Here is a 15,959-nt window from a genome sequence, read left to right on the forward strand (position 1 = left end):
GCTTCTTAGTCGGGGCATTTTTTATATAGAACAGTTTGTAACTCAAAGAACACCTTAACAATTGGCTATGTATTTAACGAAGTATGTTCCGTACAAGTGCTTTTTAGTGCTGTTCAGCGTAATTAACTGTCAGGAAAAACTCATGTCTCAAGGAGTTGGCCAACAATTGACAGCGTGGCAAAAGGAAGAACTAATCATTCATCAAATAAGTACCGGGCAGGGCAATGCGACCTTTGCCGTTTTGCCCGATGGTACCACGTTATTAATAGATGCTGGTGCGATTAGTTCTGTTGACTGGCGAACCAATGCACCGCGAAACTTACCTACAAAACCCAATGCAAGTCGACGGGCAGGGCAGTGGATTGCCCGCTACATCAGTCGCTACATGCCAATTCGAGAAAAACCTTCCCTAGACTACGCCGTCCTAACTCATTTCCATGATGATCACATGGGGTCTCCAGTGCTGGCACCTCTGAATCAATCTGGCGATTATGCGTTGACCGGTATTACCGAAGTAGCTGAATACATAACAATTAGTAGAATAATAGATCGTGGATGGCCTGATTATCGCTATCCACGCCCAATGTCAGGAGACTCTATGATGATGAATTACCAACGGTTCCTGACAAAACAGATCGAGCAGAACAATCTAAAAGTTGATCGGTTCAGGGCTGGCCTGATTGACCAGATTAGGCTGGTTAAGCAACCAAGGGCCTATAAGGCAAATTTTCATATCAGAAATATTGCTGCTAACGGCGAAATCTGGACTGGGAGAAAGCAATCTTCCCGGGCAATCTTCCCCCCTTTGGGTTCATTGCAACCCGCGCAGTACCCCACCGAGAATATGTGCAGTGCCGTTATGCATATTCAGTATGGCCGCTTCGATTATTTCACAGGAGGCGATATTCCCGGTGTGCTTCGGTTTGGGTCACCAGCGTGGCATGACGTTGAAACGCCGGTTGCCAACGTCGCAGGGCAAATAGATGTGCAATTAATGGACCATCATGGCTACGAAGACGCTCAAAACGGAACCTTGTTGAAAAAACTGCGTCCACAAGTACTGGTAATCCCCGTCTGGCACGAATCACATGCCAATGATGAGGTGCTTGAACGGGTATTTTCCGATTCATCAGAGACAGGCGAACGCGACGTATTTGCAACTCAGTTGCTCAAGAAAACACCATCCGCCATAGCTGCAAAGATGAAAAGTACGGCAGGACATGTTGTTGTTCGAGTGAAGCCTGGTGGCGGCTCATATCGAGTTTTTGTGCTGGAAGATACTGATGAGCAAAACAGGATAAAGGCAGTCTATGGACCATACCAATCAAAATAGCCAATTGAAATGAGGTAGGTTATGCTTTCCGCAATACGTCGGTGCCGGCTTTGTAGCCCTGCACGATGAGTTTGCTGATGTCGTCGGAGGTGAACTTGAATAGCTTATTATACTGAACCTCGACGAGTTGGGAGTAGAGCCACCACTTCGATCTCATTCGATAGTAGCCTGTAATACAAAGTGGTATGCTTAGTTAGAACACATTCACGGAGACCAGGACGTTTTTCGGAGTGACGATATAAGTCGGGCATTTGGCTAATGCGCTCCAGCGTGTCGGAAAGTTTTGCCAGAAAATCTGTTTTAACACGCTGTGACCAGTTTTCGCCCAGGTAGCTAACAATCGCTTCTAACTGCTCCTCAGCTTCGGCAGAGAAGTAGATGGTCATTCGGCGTATTTTTTCAGAATAGAAGAGAAAGGTTTCCGACGGCCAGCCGCCAAATCGGCCAGTCCCCGGTCAATAGATGTTTGTTGCTCAGGCGATAAATCGTCCCAGAAATCGGCTGACTGCTGGGTCACTTCCCGGCTCAGTAACGTCAGGTGAGCCTGCAACACTACGTCATCACTGATCTGGTCAATCAGCCTGTGTAGGGTCGAGCGGAGTTCAAGCGTGCTCATAGTTCAGTTGTTGGTTAGTAGTAAAACTACGAAAAGACGGCATATGCTCAGCCTTTCCGCAGCATGTCGGTTCCGGCTTTGTAGCCCTGCACGATGAGTTTACTGATGTCGTCGGAGGTGAACTTCTGGAGGTTCAGGTAGAGGGGTTCTGTGGGGCGGATCACGGTCATCTGGAAGGAATGGCCCCGGCTTGTTTCGCGCTCTACAAACCGCTCGGCCCAGGCGATGTCGTTGTTCACAATCTGGTTGACGGTGATGTCTTTGACGCGCTCAACCAGGTTCAGCAGGTTGCGGTAATTAAACGCCTCGTTGAAGATGTGTTTGGCGTGGCAGGCCACGCACATGATGGCCGTGGCCCCGTCGCCGATGGCTTCGCGCAGGGGGGCCACCTCGCGCAGACCACCATCCAGAAACGCCTTGCGGTGATCGCCGCCAATGGGTACGGCGGGCATCAGAAACGGCAGCGAACTGCTGGCAAATACATAGTCCAGAAAATGATCATCGGTGGGGTCAACATAGACCATGTCGCCCTCGATCACGTTGACGGCGCCTACTTTCAGTTTGATCGGTCCCTGCTTGAGCACGGCTACATCCACACGGCTGCTGATGAGGGTACGCAGGGGCGTGTTGTCCAGAAAACCATCGAACCGGCTCATGAGCGTATTGTACCCCGTGAGCAGCCGTGGGCGAATGACGGCGACGTCTTCGGGGCGGGTGATGCTCCTGATCCAGAATTCGAGCAGGGCACGACCCGCTTTTGGCCAGTCGATGTGGCCAGTTTCGGCGTGTTGGCGGTTGGCTTCGTGGGTGAGAAACGTGGCGTTGAGGCTACCTACCGAGATGCCGTAGAGGGCTTCGGGCTGGTAGCCACTCTCCAGGATAGCCATAATGGCCCCGCACTGAAACGCCCCTTTCAACGAGCCACCACCCAGCACCAGGGCACGGCCACAGGACGTGGGCAGGGGCGAAGAGGTGACGTCGGAAGCGGGTAGGGGTGGTTGATCGGGCATGTGGGCAAGATTGGCAATTTTCGAGCACCACGCAAGATTTTACGTCGCTACTGCGGTTTCGTGGCTACTTTTGCCCCACCACAAATTCACAGGGAAACGTATCGCGGGTGACCACGAGGGGTGCCCCTACAGTATACGCTTAATGCTTACCATCGCCGACATACAAGCCCCGATTGCTACTGAAATGAAGCTGTTCGAGCAGAAATTTCGGGACTCTATGAAAAGCGACGTCATGCTCCTCGACCAGATCATGACCTACATCGTGCGGCGAAAAGGTAAGCAACTTCGGCCCATGTTTGTGTTTCTCACGGCGGGCGTTTGTGGCACCATCAACGAGTCTACCTACCGGGGCGCGGCCCTGATCGAACTGCTCCACACGGCCTCGCTCGTGCACGACGACGTGGTCGACGATTCGGACTACCGGCGCGGTTTCTTTTCGGTCAATGCACTCTGGAAAAACAAGATCGCCGTGCTCGTGGGCGACTACCTGCTGGCGCGGGGGCTGTCGCTCTCGCTCGAAAATGGTGATTTCGACCTGCTGAGCATTGGCAACAAGGCCGTGCGCGATCTCTCGGAAGGCGAACTCCTCCAGATGGAAAAGGCCCGTCGGCTCGATATTTCGGAGGCGGTTTATTATGAGATCATTCGGCAGAAAACGGCCTCGCTGATTTCGGCCTGCTGCGCTATGGGTGCCCGGTCGGCTAATGCCCCCGCCGACATGATCGAGACGGCCCGCCTCTTCGGCGAAAAAGTGGGCATCGCTTTCCAGATCAAAGACGACCTCTTCGACTACGGCACCGCCGAGGTGGGCAAACCGCTGGGCATCGACATTAAAGAAAAGAAGATGACCCTGCCCCTAATCTATGCCCTCAACAAAGCCGCTTCGGGCGATAAACGGCGGGTGATCAACACGATCAAAAACCACAGTGACGAACCCAAGCGCGTCAATGAAGTGATCGACTTCGTGAAATCGTCGGGCGGGATTGAATATGCCGCACGGGCCATGGAAGACTACGTCCGCCAGGCCCAAACCCTCCTGAAAACCCTCCCCGAATCGGTCTACCGCACCTCGTTGCAGGGGCTGGTGGAGTATACGATTGCGAGGGAGAAGTGAGGAAGGGAATGTACATTATTCATTGTACATTCCCTTCTCTCGCTTCCGCCAGTTTCCACCAGGGGAGATACGGCTGAGTGTGGTGCTCTTCGTGGTAGCCGAAGAAGTAGCAGGAGACAAATGCCCAAGTGTGGTTAAGTGCCTGACTACGAGCGTTATGGGGCGGGTTATGGTGTTCGCCCCGGTGGGGGAGGTAGGTGCCGAAATAGAACAGCTGGAACGTGCTGAGGAAGGCCGGGACCATCCAGAACACGATCAGGTTCTCCATGGGTAGCCACAGTTTCAGGATGTTGTAAGTCACGGCCATGGCCACAATCTGCCAGATGGAAACATAGCTCCGGGCAAAGTCGACGAACCACAAAACGATGTTGGGGTTGCCCCGGTGGTAGTCGGGGTCATGTTCGGTGGCGGCGTGCTTGTGGTGCAGGTGGTGTCCCGCCGACAGCTTTTTGTAGTTGTTGAAGGCAAATAACGCCGTAGCCAGGGTGCCAATGGCGTTGTTCAGGCGTTTGTTGTTGGGGGCCACCACGCCGTGGATGGCGTCATGGGCGGTGATGAACACGCCCGTGTAGAGGTGCATCTGGAGCAGCACAAACACGTACACAAGCGGGTCTTTCCAGCTCAAGCTCAGGCCAGACGGGGTGGTGCCGGGACTGTGATAAGTGAGCAGAAACGACAGCAGCAGCAGCCAGGCCGTGAGGATGACGGCGGCGAACCAAACGCCCCGGTTCCCAATCTGGGCAGGACTAAACGAACGTGTTTTTGGCATGAAAAAGGCCGGTGGCAACGGGTCAGTCGATGCCGACGACCGTGCCTGTAGCTTAATGGTTTGCTAATCCGTTCAACGGCCCCTGCCCCCAAAATGTTCGCTACCTTTGCCGCGCTACTCTCATTTGTCTTGTTAATCACCCATGACGCGCCTCACTGCTGCTCTGTTTGCCTTTCTCCTCTCTGCTTTTTCCGTTATTGCCCAGGTAAAACGCACCACCTCGACCTCCACAACGCCTTATTTCCCCGACCGGCCTAAACTTGTAGTAGGCATTGTTGTCGATCAGATGCGCTACGATTACCTGTACCGGTATTACGACAAATTCGGCGAAAACGGCTTCAAACTGCTCATAACGCAGGGGTTTAACGCCCGTAACAACCATTATCACTACGCCGCCACCTACACCGGCCCCGGCCACGCGGCCATCTACACCGGCTCGGCACCCGCGCTCAACGGCATTGTAGGTAATGATTTTTACGACCGCAAGCTGGGACGCATCCTCTACTGCACCGAAGACACCACCGTGCGCACCGTGGGCAACAACGGCGGGGCGGGCCAAATGTCGCCGCGCAACATGATGGTCACCACCATTGGCGACCAACTGAAGCTGGCCACCGACGGGCGGGCCAAAGTGGTAGGCGTGGCCCTGAAAGATCGGGGGTCTATTTTGCCCGCCGGCCACGCCGCCGACGCTGCCTACTGGTTCGACTCGAAAGATGGTAACTGGATCACCAGTTCGTTTTACCGGAACGAGCTGCCCGCCTGGATGAAGGCCTTCAACGCCCGCCGCCTGCCCGACGAGTTCATGCAGAGGAAGTGGGACCTCCTCTTGCCCGCCGACAAGTACACCGAAAGCACCACCGACGATCAGCCGTTTGAGGCGAACCTACCCGGCGAAACCAAATCGACTTTTCCACATGAGTTTATTACTGTGAGTGGGCAAAATCGCTACGAAGTGCTGCGGGCCACCCCCTACGGCGACCAACTGACTCTGCAATGCGCCCTGGCGGCCATTGACGGCGAACAGCTGGGCAAAGACAACATCACCGACCTGCTGGCCGTCAGCTTCTCCTCGCCCGATTACGTGGGTCATGCCTTCGGGACCCACTCGGTAGAGGTGGAAGACGAATACCTGCGGCTCGACCTACAGCTTGCCGAACTACTCACCGAACTCGACAAGCGGGTGGGTAAAGGCAACTGGCTGGCGTTCCTCTCTGCCGACCACGGTGCCGCCGACATTCCGGGTTTCTCGCAAACGTATCGGATTCCGGCGGCGGTGAAATCGTTTGGCGAAGTAGGCGAGTCGGTAAAGGCGGCGCTGACCAAAGCCTACGGCCCCGGTCAGTGGATGATTGGCTATTACAACCAGCAGATCTACATGAACACGGCGCTACTGGCCGAAAAGAAAATTCCGATGGCCGAGGTATATGCACTGGTGCGGGCTACTATTTTGCCGCAGCGTGGGGTCATCAACGTGGTGAACCTGCACGACCTGTCGGCTACGGCCTTGCCTGATAATCAGCTGACTATGCTGAAAAACGTGTACCAGCCCAACCGTAGCGGTGACTTCTACGTGATGTTGCAGGCGGGCTGGTTCGAGGGTCGGAGCAAGGGCACTACCCACGGCACCACCTACGCCTACGACACCCACGTGCCGTTTTTGCTCTACGGTTGGGGCATCAAGCCAGGCCAAACGTTCCACCGCACCGCCATCGCCGACATTGCGCCCACCATCTGCGCCCTCCTCGGTATCCTCGAACCCAGCGGCTGCATCGGAAACCCGGTTGGGGAAGCGATAGAATAAATGAGTGGTAAGTGCTGAGCGGTAAGTGGTGAGTTTGCTGCCGCGTCTACTCTCGCGTCAGCAAACTCACCACTTACCGCTCATCACTCACCACTATAAAACCTACTTCTTTAAACGCAAAGTAACGAACCGCACCGTTGGTGAGGATGCCTAGGCGACCGGTAGGATCTATGGAGACGATGGTGCCCCGGAAGCGGTGGCCGTCGGCTTCGTAGGTGTGTTCCTGCTGGTAGCGGTAGAGGTGTTGCAGGTAGGAGGCCCGCAGGGTGTCGCGCTGATTATTGCGGAGTTGGAGGTACCGTTTTTCAAGTTGTTCGCAGAGGGTGATGAGCAGGGCGGGCAGGTGATAGCCTTCCTGGTAGGGCGCTTCGAGCAGGAGGGAGGTGGCAGACGGGTAGCTAAACTGCATCTGATTGATATTCAGTCCAATACCAACTATTGAATGGGCCAAATTGTAGCCCTGTAAGGTATTTTCGATCAGAATACCCCCCATCTTCCGATCATTCACGTAGATATCGTTGGGCCATTTCACGGTCAGTCCCGTTGGAATAAACGGTACCAGGGAGTCATACACGGCCAGTGAAACGGCCATGTTGAGCCAGAACTGGTCCGAGGCCTGGAGGAACGAGGGAAGCAGTATGAGCGAAAACGTCAGGTTCTGGCCGGGCTGCGCTTCCCACTGATTGCCCCGCTGCCCGCGCCCCTGCGTTTGCTGGGCGGTAGCCACAATGTCGCCCTCATAGGCAACCCCATCAGACAGGATACGTAAGGCTTCGTCGTTAGTGGACTGACAGGTTGGCAGAAATACGATATTTTGACCAACAAAGAGGGTTTTGGGATAGATTTTGTGCAAAGATTGTTACGTTTAATAGAAAGCAACTGGTGAATGGTGCGGTTGGGTGATTCGTTAACCCGATCTGGCAACGCACCCGCTTCCCGCTTGCTACCACAAGTTTACTCGCAAAGCATGATTCAACACCCCGTTTCAGCCAAACAAACTCAGTTATCTACCGAACAGCTCCGTGATCTGGTAGTGAAAGGAATGCAGGAGAAAAAAGCGCAGGACATCGTTGTGATGGACCTTCGCAAAGTGAAAAATGCCATTACCGATTACTTCATTATCTGCTCTGGTAGCTCCGACACGCAAATTGACGCCATTTCGGGATCTGTTGAAGAAGAAATATTGAAAGTAAGCCGGACGTTCCCCATGAACCGCGAAGGCAAAATGAACCGCGAATGGATCCTGCTCGATTACCTCGACGTGGTGGTTCACGTGTTCAAAAAAGACCGCCGCGCGTTCTATGATCTCGAGCAACTTTGGGGCGATGCCGAGATCCATGAGATACCCGACGATGCACCGATTATTTCGGTCAACGTAGCCGCCTGATTACCTCTAAAACCGCCCATCATTTGCCTTTGAGGGCCACTACTAGCGGCGAAACATTCATTTCCCGTCTGGTGTTACTTTCATAATCCTATCTTTTGTACAACCTGTCGAAATGTCTGATAACAACAATAAAAATCCCCTCAGCCGAGTGCCGCGTAAGCCGAACTTCCAGGGGTGGATTGTGGTGCTGCTTATTGCCGCAATTTTAGGCATCACCCTGCTCAGCAAAACATCGTCGGTTCGCCCCACTACGCCCAAACAGTTTGAGCGGATGGTGAAAAACAACGATGTTAAATCGGTGGTCATCGTTAACGACAAGATCGCCGAGATCACCCTCAAACCAGAGGCACTCAACAAACCCGACTACCGGGCCGTTGGGGGACAAAAGCAACTCTTCAACAGCAACTCGAACGGAGGCCCTCATTATTCCTTCGAGGTGCCCTCTGCTGAGTCGTTCAAAAGCGACCTGCAACGGCTGGAGAAAGACGTTCCCGACGCCCAACAGATTGACGACCGCTACGAAACCCGCCCCGACTGGGTTAGCTCTCTGGCTACCTACGGCGTGGTGATCGTGATGATCCTGGCCATGTACTTTATCCTGGGCCGCATGTCGGGTACGGGCGGGCCGGGTGGTCAGATCTTCAACATTGGCAAGTCACGCGCCGCCCTGTTCGACCCCGAAAACCGGGTGAAGATCACGTTCAACGATGTGGCTGGGCTGGACGAAGCCAAAGAAGAGATCAAAGAGATTGTCGACTACCTGAAGAACCCCGCCAAGTTTACGAAGCTGGGAGCCAAAATTCCTAAAGGTGCTCTGCTGATTGGCCCTCCGGGCACGGGTAAAACGCTGTTGGCCAAGGCCGTAGCCGGTGAGGCGGGTGTACCGTTCTTCTCGCTGTCGGGGTCCGATTTTGTGGAAATGTTTGTGGGGGTGGGTGCCGCGCGGGTACGTGACCTGTTCAAACAAGCCAAAGAAAAAGCGCCCTGTATTATCTTCATTGATGAGATCGACGCCGTGGGTCGTACGCGGGGCCGGGGTTCTATGCCCGGTGCCAACGACGAACGCGAAAACACGCTGAATTCGCTGCTGGTAGAAATGGACGGTTTCGCTACCGATTCGGGTATCATTATCCTGGCCGCTACCAACCGCCCCGACGTACTCGATTCAGCCCTGCAACGCCCTGGCCGTTTCGACCGGCAGATCAGCATCGATAAGCCGGACATCATTGGCCGGGAGGCAATCTTCAAAGTCCACCTGAAGCCCATCAAGCTGGCCCCTGACGTGGACCCCCGCGAACTGGCGGCACAAACACCTGGTTTTGCCGGTGCCGAGATTGCCAACGTTTGCAACGAAGCGGCCCTGATTGCCGCCCGTCACGATAAGGAGTCGGTGGAAATGATTGATTTTCAAGATGCTATGGACCGCGTGATTGGTGGTCTGGAGAAGAAAAACAAGCTCATTTCACCCGAAGAGAAAGAGATCGTGGCCTACCACGAAGCCGGTCACGCCGTGGCGGGCTGGTACCTGGAGCACGCCGACCCGCTCGTGAAGGTGTCTATTGTGCCGCGTGGTGTGGCGGCGTTGGGTTATGCCCAATACCTGCCCCGAGAACAGTATCTCTACCGCACCGAACAACTCATGGACGAGATGTGCATGGCCCTGGGTGGCCGCGCCGCCGAAGACCTAGTGTTCGACAAAGTATCGACCGGGGCGCTGAGCGATCTGGAGCGGATCACGAAGCTGGCCTACAGCATGGTGACGATGTATGGCATGAACGACAAGATCGGCAACATTTCGTTCTACGATTCGAAACAGTCAGACTACAACTTCAACAAGCCGTATTCGGAAGAGACCGCCCGTCAGATTGATGAAGAGGTGCGTAAGATTGTTGACATCGCCTATCAGCGCACGAAAGACATGTTGCAGGAACACCGCGCCGGTCTGGAGATCATTGCGAAGGAGTTGCTCGAAAAAGAGATTCTGTTCCAGAAAGACCTAGTGCGTCTATTGGGCGAGCGGCCTTTTGAGCGGGACACGGCCTACGCCGCCAACAAAAAACGCGGCGTAGCGGAAGAAGTGAAAGAGGAGATTGGCAAGGAAGCTAAACCCGTTGAGACCCTGCCGCAGGAGTCGATTTAGATTCGACTGCTTTTAGTGAAAAAGGCTCAACCAGCAACGGTTGAGCCTTTTTCATGCTCAGCGGAACGTTGCTCATTCTTTTGGAGAAATAATAGTTATACCCCCCCCCCTTAACTGTTGACTTAAGCAGGCCGTTACGGATTACCTGCACCAACAACTCATCCGCTTCAACGTCAAGCAGTGTGGTCACCGATACCTTATAATAACTGGCAATCACTGCCAAGTGTGTCTAGGAAGGCTGGTCTTTCCCATTTTCCCATTTACAATAGGCTGCTTGGCTTATATTGAAAAAAACGACATCTGATCCTGCGAAAGCCCCTGAAGACTTCGTAGGCGAAAAAGCTTATCAGGTAACGTATGCATAGCAGGTTGAGCGTTTAAGTAGTTGTAACAGTAGTAAAGTTGAGCATAAATTCGTATCATACTTACAAAAAAAGATTACCATATTGAGAAAATAGCATCAAGTAACTATTAGTTGTCTTAGATTTATTGTTCAATAACTTCTGGTTATAGGTATATACTGTATGAACCTCCACATTTGGCTAGTCAACATAAATAGATTAGCCAATGAAAAACATGTTCGTATCCCAACGAATCTGGCGTGTGGTGAGTCTAGTAGCACTAGGCTTTACTAGTCAGGCGTGTAACCCGGATTTTTTGCAAAGTGATCCCGGAAAAAATACCCCCGACGAGGGCGTATTGAGTATGAGCTACGAGGCAGAAATGCTGACGTATCAGCCCCTTGGCAGCGACTGAGGAACGGTAATATCAGTATTCGTAACTCGGTTCACACCATGAATCGTAATGCGCGGGGTGGCATTGCCGACCAGAAGCAAGTCGATATTGTGAATGAGCAACTTGGTATTGTAGTAGGGTCGAGCCTGTATGACGAAAAAGACCAACTGGTTTGCCAGACCTTCTACAAGTACAAAAAGGAGAACAACAAGAACAAGCTGACTCCTGAGGTCATCTATTCAAAGTCGTGGCACGTAAACCCACGCACGAATCAGCGGGTGGAAACCATCACCAATACCGAGTTCGAAAACATTGTTGTTAAGACTAAGAAAGCATAGCCAGCATGAAAACGAAGCAAATTTTGATCGCTTTAGCCTGTTGGGTAATGGCGACAGTAGCACAGGCTCAGAGCCGGGGTGCTGTGTGGGTACACGGTTTGGGGTCTGATGCCAATGAATGGGCGCAGTGGGCCAATCTGTTCACCGCTGAACGGCAATTGAACACCCTGAGCCGGGGTTCATTTACCAGCGAAAATGGTGTAGCCAATATGGCTGGTCAGGTACGTGGGAGCTATACCGCCAACGAGCAGAGCATTTATTTTGGCCACAGCCTGGGTGGCGTAGTGGGGCGACAGATCGACGCTACCGATGGCAATACATTCGGGGCTATCATCACGGCAGGAAGTGCGCACGACGGAGCACGCATTGCCAACGCCGCCGGCAACGGGGAACTGGTCAACGCTGTTTCTGACGGTATCGATGCGCTAGCCTCTGGGCCAGGGGGGGACCCTACGCTGAACCTGTTGACCGGTGGTTTATTTAACGTAGCCGGTATTGTGGTTTCAGTGGCTGCGAATTATCTGAAGCAGCCAGCCCAGGTTTATCTGAACAACAATTTTCTGAATCAAACCGCCCAGGATTTATCGGAAGGCAGTGGTTATCTGAACGGCGGGCCGCGAACCACCCAAACCAACACGCCGAAGCTCCTGATCTATGGCAATGAGGAAAGCCCCGTTCACTGGCGCATTGCCTCGGAAGCCGCTTTCAACGACGAACGGATGGCTGACTGGGCAAACACCGCCTTCGACATCTATTCGGCGGCCATGTGGACCAACTACGGGTTGGCGGCAGCGGTGGGTGCTGTTACGTTTGGGTTGGGGGCCATACCGTTTGTGGCCAGCGCCATTCGCTGGAGCCGGGGCATGAACTGGGTACGGTACGATTCAGAGCGAGTCTGGAATTACCTTATTGGGGCGGGTATTCCGGCTACCTTTACGGTCTGCCAACAGAACATCAATTGGGGTTCTTTTGGGCAGTGTATGAATGCGGTGGGGCAAGGAGCAACGTACGATGACTATATCCGATGTCAGCAGCAGAACTCCTACCAGTCGTGTTATACCTACTATGCCTCGACTAATGGTCAAAGCGATGGTTTCATCAAGGCCCCGTCTCAATCGGGTTTCAACTCGGCTTGGGCCAGCAACGCTATTCGGGTGGAAGCTCAGGGAGTCAACCACTTGCAGATGAAGAAGCATCCCAGAATGCGCGACATCTACAATCAGGCTTTTGACGGAACTTACGGTTTTAGTTTTAGAGTAGCCAGATGAGGAGGGTAATAGCTATTTTTCTTCTGCCACTATGGCTGTGTGCTTGTCACAAAGAAGAGGACATCGTGAAAGACGCAAATGGGGTAGCTATTCAGCTACCCCATTTGTGGGGTACGTCCATTTCCAACAATGGAGAATTAGCCGAAATTGTAACGGAGGCAAATTTTGTTATCAACAATCAAACTGTTGTTGTTGGTGGGAATAAGGATAATAATCGCCAATTGTTAGGGGTAAATAGTGAATCTGGAAAAATTGTCTGGGTTTGGAGTGACCTGTTAGGACTTCTGTCAAACCCAACTTATCCAGACCCCATTTCTGTAGATGAAGGCAAATATCACCTTTACCAAAACAAATGGCTTTTTCTATTGGGCTCAAGCACATATTGCATTGATTTGGACAAAGGCACTACTTTTTGGAAGCATAAAACAAACTTAAGTCGCTTCGATAATTGTAGCGGAATCGACAACCTTTTTTTTAATGCAGGAAGACCTTATTCTAGCCAGGATGACGAATCTCTGTTTTCTGCTCAGATTATCGGAAATACTATGGAAGAGAAAGTTGTGACCCCTCATTATGACTCGCTTGATGTGGACAAGAGTAGTGTTATTAAGGGAAGTATTTGGAAGATATTGCCTTTTAAGCAGAATGAAGATGTATTGCTAGCTATCTTATTTGGAGACCCGGCTAAAACTAACAGACGCTACCCCACCGCAATGGGCTTGTATAATTATACCCAGCGAAAGTGGGTCTACGAACGGGTAGCCCTCAACGGCTCCTATCCAGATTCAAATGTGTCCTGGGCCAAGCTCTATAACGGGAAAGTCTACCACACCTCAACGCGCAGTATGCAGTGTAACGACGTTATGACAGGTGAGGAGATTTGGAAGGTGAATTTCGATCAGGGGTTTGGCTCGTCGGGCTTTATCATTCATGACGGCAAAATCTTTGGCAATAACGACAATCGGTACACCTATTGTCTTGACCCTCAAACAGGTCGTCAGATCTGGAAGGAAGAAAGCTCCGGTTCGGCTTCGCCCATCAGTTACCTCAACGGGGTGCTGTATTTCATGGGTGGGGGTGATGGGCGGCTTCACGCCATCGACGCCACGTCTGGCAAGCACCTCTGGCGGCTGCGCTCGCCAGACGTGGACAAGAACTCAGGGGCGTTTTTCTACGGTACCTGCGTAGCCGTGCCGGGGCAAGGCGGGCAGAAGGGACGGGTGGTGGCCACCACGGGGCTGAACGCGTATGGCTATGAGGCCATTCGGTAGTGGCATACTATAGTTAATGCCGCTATTCAAGAGCAACTTTTCACGAAAAGCCTGGCCAATTGGTCAGGCTTTTTTTGTTTATCGGTATTAGTGATATATTTCCCCGTAAGTAGATGTCCTGTCTATTCGTACCTACTATATCCTTGCCTAAATGACCACTTTACCGTCCTTATACCTGGGCTGCGTTATCAGCCTGTTACCCCTTTTTTGCTGGGCGCAAACCACCACCCCAACGCCAAACGTGAAGTTTGGCCAGGTTACGGAAGCCGATTTTGCGCTGAAGCCCGTACCCAACGACACCACCGCCGAGGCCGTGGTCCTCTACGAATCGGCCGATAGCCGATTTGAATTTCGGAATAACCGTATCCAGCTGATAACAAGCTTTTTCAGCCGGATACGGATCAATAAGAAATCGGGATATGACCAGGCCACGGTCGATATACCGCTTCGGGGGAAAAGTACCGATGCCGACTATGCGATGAGCCTGGAGGGGGTGACCTACACGCTTCAGAATGGGCAGGTTACCAAACAGAAAATGGACAAAGCCGCCATCCGCATCGAAAACGTGGCCGACGGGTATAGAATCCAGAAGTTCACGCTGCCGGGTGTGCAGGAAGGCTGCATCATCGAGTACCGCTACGTGCTGAACATGCCAAACGTGTATACGCCACCAAGCTGGCGTTTTCAGCAGTCAATCCCCGTGGTCTGGAGCGACTACAAGGTCACGATCCCCAACTTCTTCTACCACAAGGTGATCCTGACTGGCTACCTGCCCCTCACGGTGTATCAGTCGCGGACCGTATCGTCGCAGATGTCTATTCCGGGTATTCCCGACGTGAACGCCACCGAGAGCCACTACGCTATGGCCAACGCGCCCGCGTTTCGGAACGAACCCTACATCACCACGGCGGGTGATTACGTGTCGAAGATTGAGTTTGAACTGGCCCGCGTCGACGTGCCCGGCCAGCTTACGGAAAACTATTCGCTCAATTGGCCCGACATTGACCAGACCCTGTTGCGGCGTGAGTCATTTGGCGGACAGTACAAAAAAGCGCCCTATTTCCGCGACGTAGCCACCGCCATCAAGGCTAAATACCCGGCTACCGACACGCTGGGCCGGGCCGTGGCTGCCTATGAACACGTGCGCAGCACCATGACCTGGAATGAGAAAACGAGCATGGACAGCGACCGCCTGAAAAAGGTATTGGAATTGAAAAAGGGTGATGTGGCCGACCTGAACTTTATGCTGATCGGGCTACTGCGCGACCTGGATATTGACGCTAACCCACTGATTTTGAGTACTCGAGACCACGGACGTATCAACGAGACTTATGGCCTGCTACGTAAGTTCAACTACGTGGTGGCTCACCTGGTGGTGGGGGGAAAAGACATGATGCTCGACGCTACCGACCGGTTTGTGAAGCCGGGTATGCTACCGGAACGGGCACTCAACAGCACCGGTCGCCTGATTATGCCCAACGACCAAAGCCGATTTGTGTCGCTTACGCCCACCGAGCGCGACGTCGAGGCTAAGTCGGCCTCGTTCACCCTGTCTGACGAGGGTGAGCTGACGGGCGAGTTAACCCATTCCTACGCGGGCTATGCGGCCGTCGATGCCCGGTCGTCGTATGTGCTGCGGGGCGAAACACTCTTTGTGGAAGACGTGAAACGCAAGAAACCTTCCTGGCAAATAGAGAAAGCCGAGTTTACCAACGCCACCAACGTAAACCTTCCCTTGAGTGTGAAGTATGCACTGAAGATACCAGAAGCGGCTCAGGTAGCTGGCGACCGTATCTACCTGAATCCACTCCTGACCGAAGGGTCCACCGAAAACCCTTTCAAATAGCCAGAAAGGCAGTTTCCCGTCGATTTCGGGTCTGCTTTCGACGAGACCTTCACCGCCACGTATACCCTGCCCGATGGCTACATTGTCGACGAACTGCCTAAATCTACGGCCCTGGCCCTGCCCGATAATGGTGGTCGGTTTACCTACCAGGTAAGCCAACAGGATAATAAGCTACAGGTGGTCAGCCGGATTGCTGTTCGCAAGGCCGTTTTCCCCGCCGAGGATTATGTGTTGCTGAAAGAATTTTACGAGAAGATTTTGCTCAAGCACGGTGAGCAGATTGTACTGAAGAAGGGTGCCCCCATTGCCACCAAAAAATAGCCTCACC

Annotated in this window: 16 protein-coding genes and 1 pseudogene; 11 read left to right on the forward strand and 6 right to left on the reverse strand. The window is 53.0% G+C overall.

The window, feature by feature from the left end:
* Positions 1 to 67: 67 nt before the first annotated feature.
* Complete coding sequence (locus J2I48_RS05780) at positions 68 to 1,333, forward strand: ComEC/Rec2 family competence protein (protein WP_229375829.1); 1,266 nt, start codon at positions 68 to 70, stop codon at positions 1,331 to 1,333.
* A 19-nt stretch (positions 1,334 to 1,352) separates the two neighbouring features.
* Here the strand turns inward: J2I48_RS05780 and J2I48_RS05785 are convergent, their stop codons facing one another.
* The 4 genes from J2I48_RS05785 to J2I48_RS05800 are packed head-to-tail and all read right to left on the reverse strand — an operon-like array spanning position 1,353 to position 2,959.
* Positions 1,353 to 1,490, reverse strand: coding sequence for a hypothetical protein (locus tag J2I48_RS05785; RefSeq protein WP_207334546.1), 138 nt, complete (start codon positions 1,488 to 1,490; stop codon positions 1,353 to 1,355).
* Positions 1,441 to 1,719, reverse strand: a complete 279-nt coding sequence (locus J2I48_RS28630) for a type II toxin-antitoxin system RelE/ParE family toxin (protein WP_207334454.1) — start codon at positions 1,717 to 1,719, stop codon at positions 1,441 to 1,443. Before J2I48_RS28630 ends, J2I48_RS05785 begins: the two co-directional genes overlap by 50 nt.
* Positions 1,716 to 1,949, reverse strand: a complete 234-nt coding sequence (locus J2I48_RS05795; RefSeq protein ID WP_207334455.1) for a hypothetical protein — start codon at positions 1,947 to 1,949, stop codon at positions 1,716 to 1,718. The genes J2I48_RS28630 and J2I48_RS05795 overlap by 4 nt, the downstream gene beginning before the upstream one ends.
* A gap of 47 nt (positions 1,950 to 1,996) precedes the next feature.
* Positions 1,997 to 2,959, reverse strand: coding sequence for a patatin-like phospholipase family protein (locus tag J2I48_RS05800; protein WP_207334456.1), 963 nt, complete (start codon positions 2,957 to 2,959; stop codon positions 1,997 to 1,999).
* A gap of 142 nt (positions 2,960 to 3,101) precedes the next feature.
* Here J2I48_RS05800 and J2I48_RS05805 point away from each other — a divergent pair, with 142 nt between their 5' ends.
* Positions 3,102 to 4,073 carry a polyprenyl synthetase family protein gene (locus J2I48_RS05805; protein ID WP_229375832.1) on the forward strand — a complete coding sequence of 324 codons (972 nt, stop codon included), beginning with the start codon at positions 3,102 to 3,104 and terminating at the stop codon, positions 4,071 to 4,073.
* 19 nt (positions 4,074 to 4,092) lie between these two features.
* Here the strand turns inward: J2I48_RS05805 and J2I48_RS05810 are convergent, their stop codons facing one another.
* Positions 4,093 to 4,842, reverse strand: a complete 750-nt coding sequence (locus tag J2I48_RS05810; protein WP_207334457.1) for a fatty acid desaturase — start codon at positions 4,840 to 4,842, stop codon at positions 4,093 to 4,095.
* Positions 4,843 to 4,984: 142 nt separating this feature from the next.
* Between J2I48_RS05810 and pafA the strand changes: the two genes are divergently transcribed.
* Complete coding sequence (gene pafA, locus J2I48_RS05815; RefSeq protein ID WP_207334458.1) at positions 4,985 to 6,646, forward strand: alkaline phosphatase PafA; 1,662 nt, start codon at positions 4,985 to 4,987, stop codon at positions 6,644 to 6,646.
* Between the two features lie 73 nt (positions 6,647 to 6,719).
* Here the strand turns inward: pafA and J2I48_RS05820 are convergent, their stop codons facing one another.
* Positions 6,720 to 7,499 carry a biotin--[acetyl-CoA-carboxylase] ligase gene (locus J2I48_RS05820; protein WP_207334459.1) on the reverse strand — a complete coding sequence of 260 codons (780 nt, stop codon included), beginning with the start codon at positions 7,497 to 7,499 and terminating at the stop codon, positions 6,720 to 6,722.
* A gap of 114 nt (positions 7,500 to 7,613) precedes the next feature.
* Between J2I48_RS05820 and rsfS the strand changes: the two genes are divergently transcribed.
* From rsfS to J2I48_RS28735, 8 genes and pseudogenes are all read left to right on the forward strand, one after another.
* The gene (gene rsfS / locus J2I48_RS05825; RefSeq protein WP_207334460.1) at positions 7,614 to 8,033 is read left to right on the forward strand and encodes a ribosome silencing factor; all 420 of its coding nucleotides are present in this window, start codon (positions 7,614 to 7,616) and stop codon (positions 8,031 to 8,033) included.
* Between the two features lie 112 nt (positions 8,034 to 8,145).
* On the forward strand, positions 8,146 to 10,173 hold the full coding sequence (gene ftsH / locus J2I48_RS05830; protein ID WP_207334461.1) for an ATP-dependent zinc metalloprotease FtsH: 2,028 nt from the start codon (positions 8,146 to 8,148) through the stop codon (positions 10,171 to 10,173).
* Positions 10,174 to 10,740: 567 nt separating this feature from the next.
* Complete coding sequence (locus J2I48_RS05835) at positions 10,741 to 10,929, forward strand: hypothetical protein (RefSeq protein ID WP_207334462.1); 189 nt, start codon at positions 10,741 to 10,743, stop codon at positions 10,927 to 10,929.
* A 38-nt stretch (positions 10,930 to 10,967) separates the two neighbouring features.
* On the forward strand, positions 10,968 to 11,246 hold the full coding sequence (locus J2I48_RS05840; RefSeq protein ID WP_207334463.1) for a hypothetical protein: 279 nt from the start codon (positions 10,968 to 10,970) through the stop codon (positions 11,244 to 11,246).
* A gap of 47 nt (positions 11,247 to 11,293) precedes the next feature.
* Complete coding sequence (locus tag J2I48_RS05845) at positions 11,294 to 12,514, forward strand: alpha/beta hydrolase (RefSeq protein WP_207334464.1); 1,221 nt, start codon at positions 11,294 to 11,296, stop codon at positions 12,512 to 12,514.
* 713 nt (positions 12,515 to 13,227) lie between these two features.
* On the forward strand, positions 13,228 to 13,785 hold the full coding sequence (locus J2I48_RS05850; RefSeq protein WP_207334465.1) for an outer membrane protein assembly factor BamB family protein: 558 nt from the start codon (positions 13,228 to 13,230) through the stop codon (positions 13,783 to 13,785).
* Positions 13,786 to 13,936: 151 nt separating this feature from the next.
* The gene (locus J2I48_RS05855) at positions 13,937 to 15,631 is read left to right on the forward strand and encodes a DUF3857 domain-containing protein (protein WP_207334466.1); all 1,695 of its coding nucleotides are present in this window, start codon (positions 13,937 to 13,939) and stop codon (positions 15,629 to 15,631) included.
* Between the two features lie 15 nt (positions 15,632 to 15,646).
* Positions 15,647 to 15,952: pseudogene (locus tag J2I48_RS28735) on the forward strand (DUF3858 domain-containing protein); the annotation flags it as partial.
* Positions 15,953 to 15,959 lie beyond the last annotated feature (7 nt).

It is taken from the genome of Fibrella aquatilis (assembly GCF_017353255.1).
Lineage (GTDB): Bacteria > Bacteroidota > Bacteroidia > Cytophagales > Spirosomataceae > Fibrella > Fibrella aquatilis.

Coding starts and splice junctions, on each gene's coding strand:
- J2I48_RS05810 (WP_207334457.1), bottom strand. CDS start 4,842: ATGCCAAAAACACGTTCGTTTAGTCCTGCCCAGATTGGGAACCGGGGC.
- J2I48_RS05845 (WP_207334464.1), top strand. CDS start 11,294: ATGGCGACAGTAGCACAGGCTCAGAGCCGGGGTGCTGTGTGGGTACAC.
- J2I48_RS05780 (WP_229375829.1), top strand. CDS start 68: ATGTATTTAACGAAGTATGTTCCGTACAAGTGCTTTTTAGTGCTGTTC.
- J2I48_RS05855 (WP_207334466.1), top strand. CDS start 13,937: ATGACCACTTTACCGTCCTTATACCTGGGCTGCGTTATCAGCCTGTTA.
- J2I48_RS05840 (WP_207334463.1), top strand. CDS start 10,968: ATGAATCGTAATGCGCGGGGTGGCATTGCCGACCAGAAGCAAGTCGAT.
- J2I48_RS05850 (WP_207334465.1), top strand. CDS start 13,228: ATGGGCTTGTATAATTATACCCAGCGAAAGTGGGTCTACGAACGGGTA.
- rsfS (WP_207334460.1), top strand. CDS start 7,614: ATGATTCAACACCCCGTTTCAGCCAAACAAACTCAGTTATCTACCGAA.
- J2I48_RS05795 (WP_207334455.1), bottom strand. CDS start 1,949: ATGAGCACGCTTGAACTCCGCTCGACCCTACACAGGCTGATTGACCAG.
- pafA (WP_207334458.1), top strand. CDS start 4,985: ATGACGCGCCTCACTGCTGCTCTGTTTGCCTTTCTCCTCTCTGCTTTT.
- ftsH (WP_207334461.1), top strand. CDS start 8,146: ATGTCTGATAACAACAATAAAAATCCCCTCAGCCGAGTGCCGCGTAAG.
- J2I48_RS05800 (WP_207334456.1), bottom strand. CDS start 2,959: ATGCCCGATCAACCACCCCTACCCGCTTCCGACGTCACCTCTTCGCCC.
- J2I48_RS28630 (WP_207334454.1), bottom strand. CDS start 1,719: ATGACCATCTACTTCTCTGCCGAAGCTGAGGAGCAGTTAGAAGCGATT.
- J2I48_RS05785 (WP_207334546.1), bottom strand. CDS start 1,490: ATGAGATCGAAGTGGTGGCTCTACTCCCAACTCGTCGAGGTTCAGTAT.
- J2I48_RS05805 (WP_229375832.1), top strand. CDS start 3,102: ATGCTTACCATCGCCGACATACAAGCCCCGATTGCTACTGAAATGAAG.
- J2I48_RS05835 (WP_207334462.1), top strand. CDS start 10,741: ATGAAAAACATGTTCGTATCCCAACGAATCTGGCGTGTGGTGAGTCTA.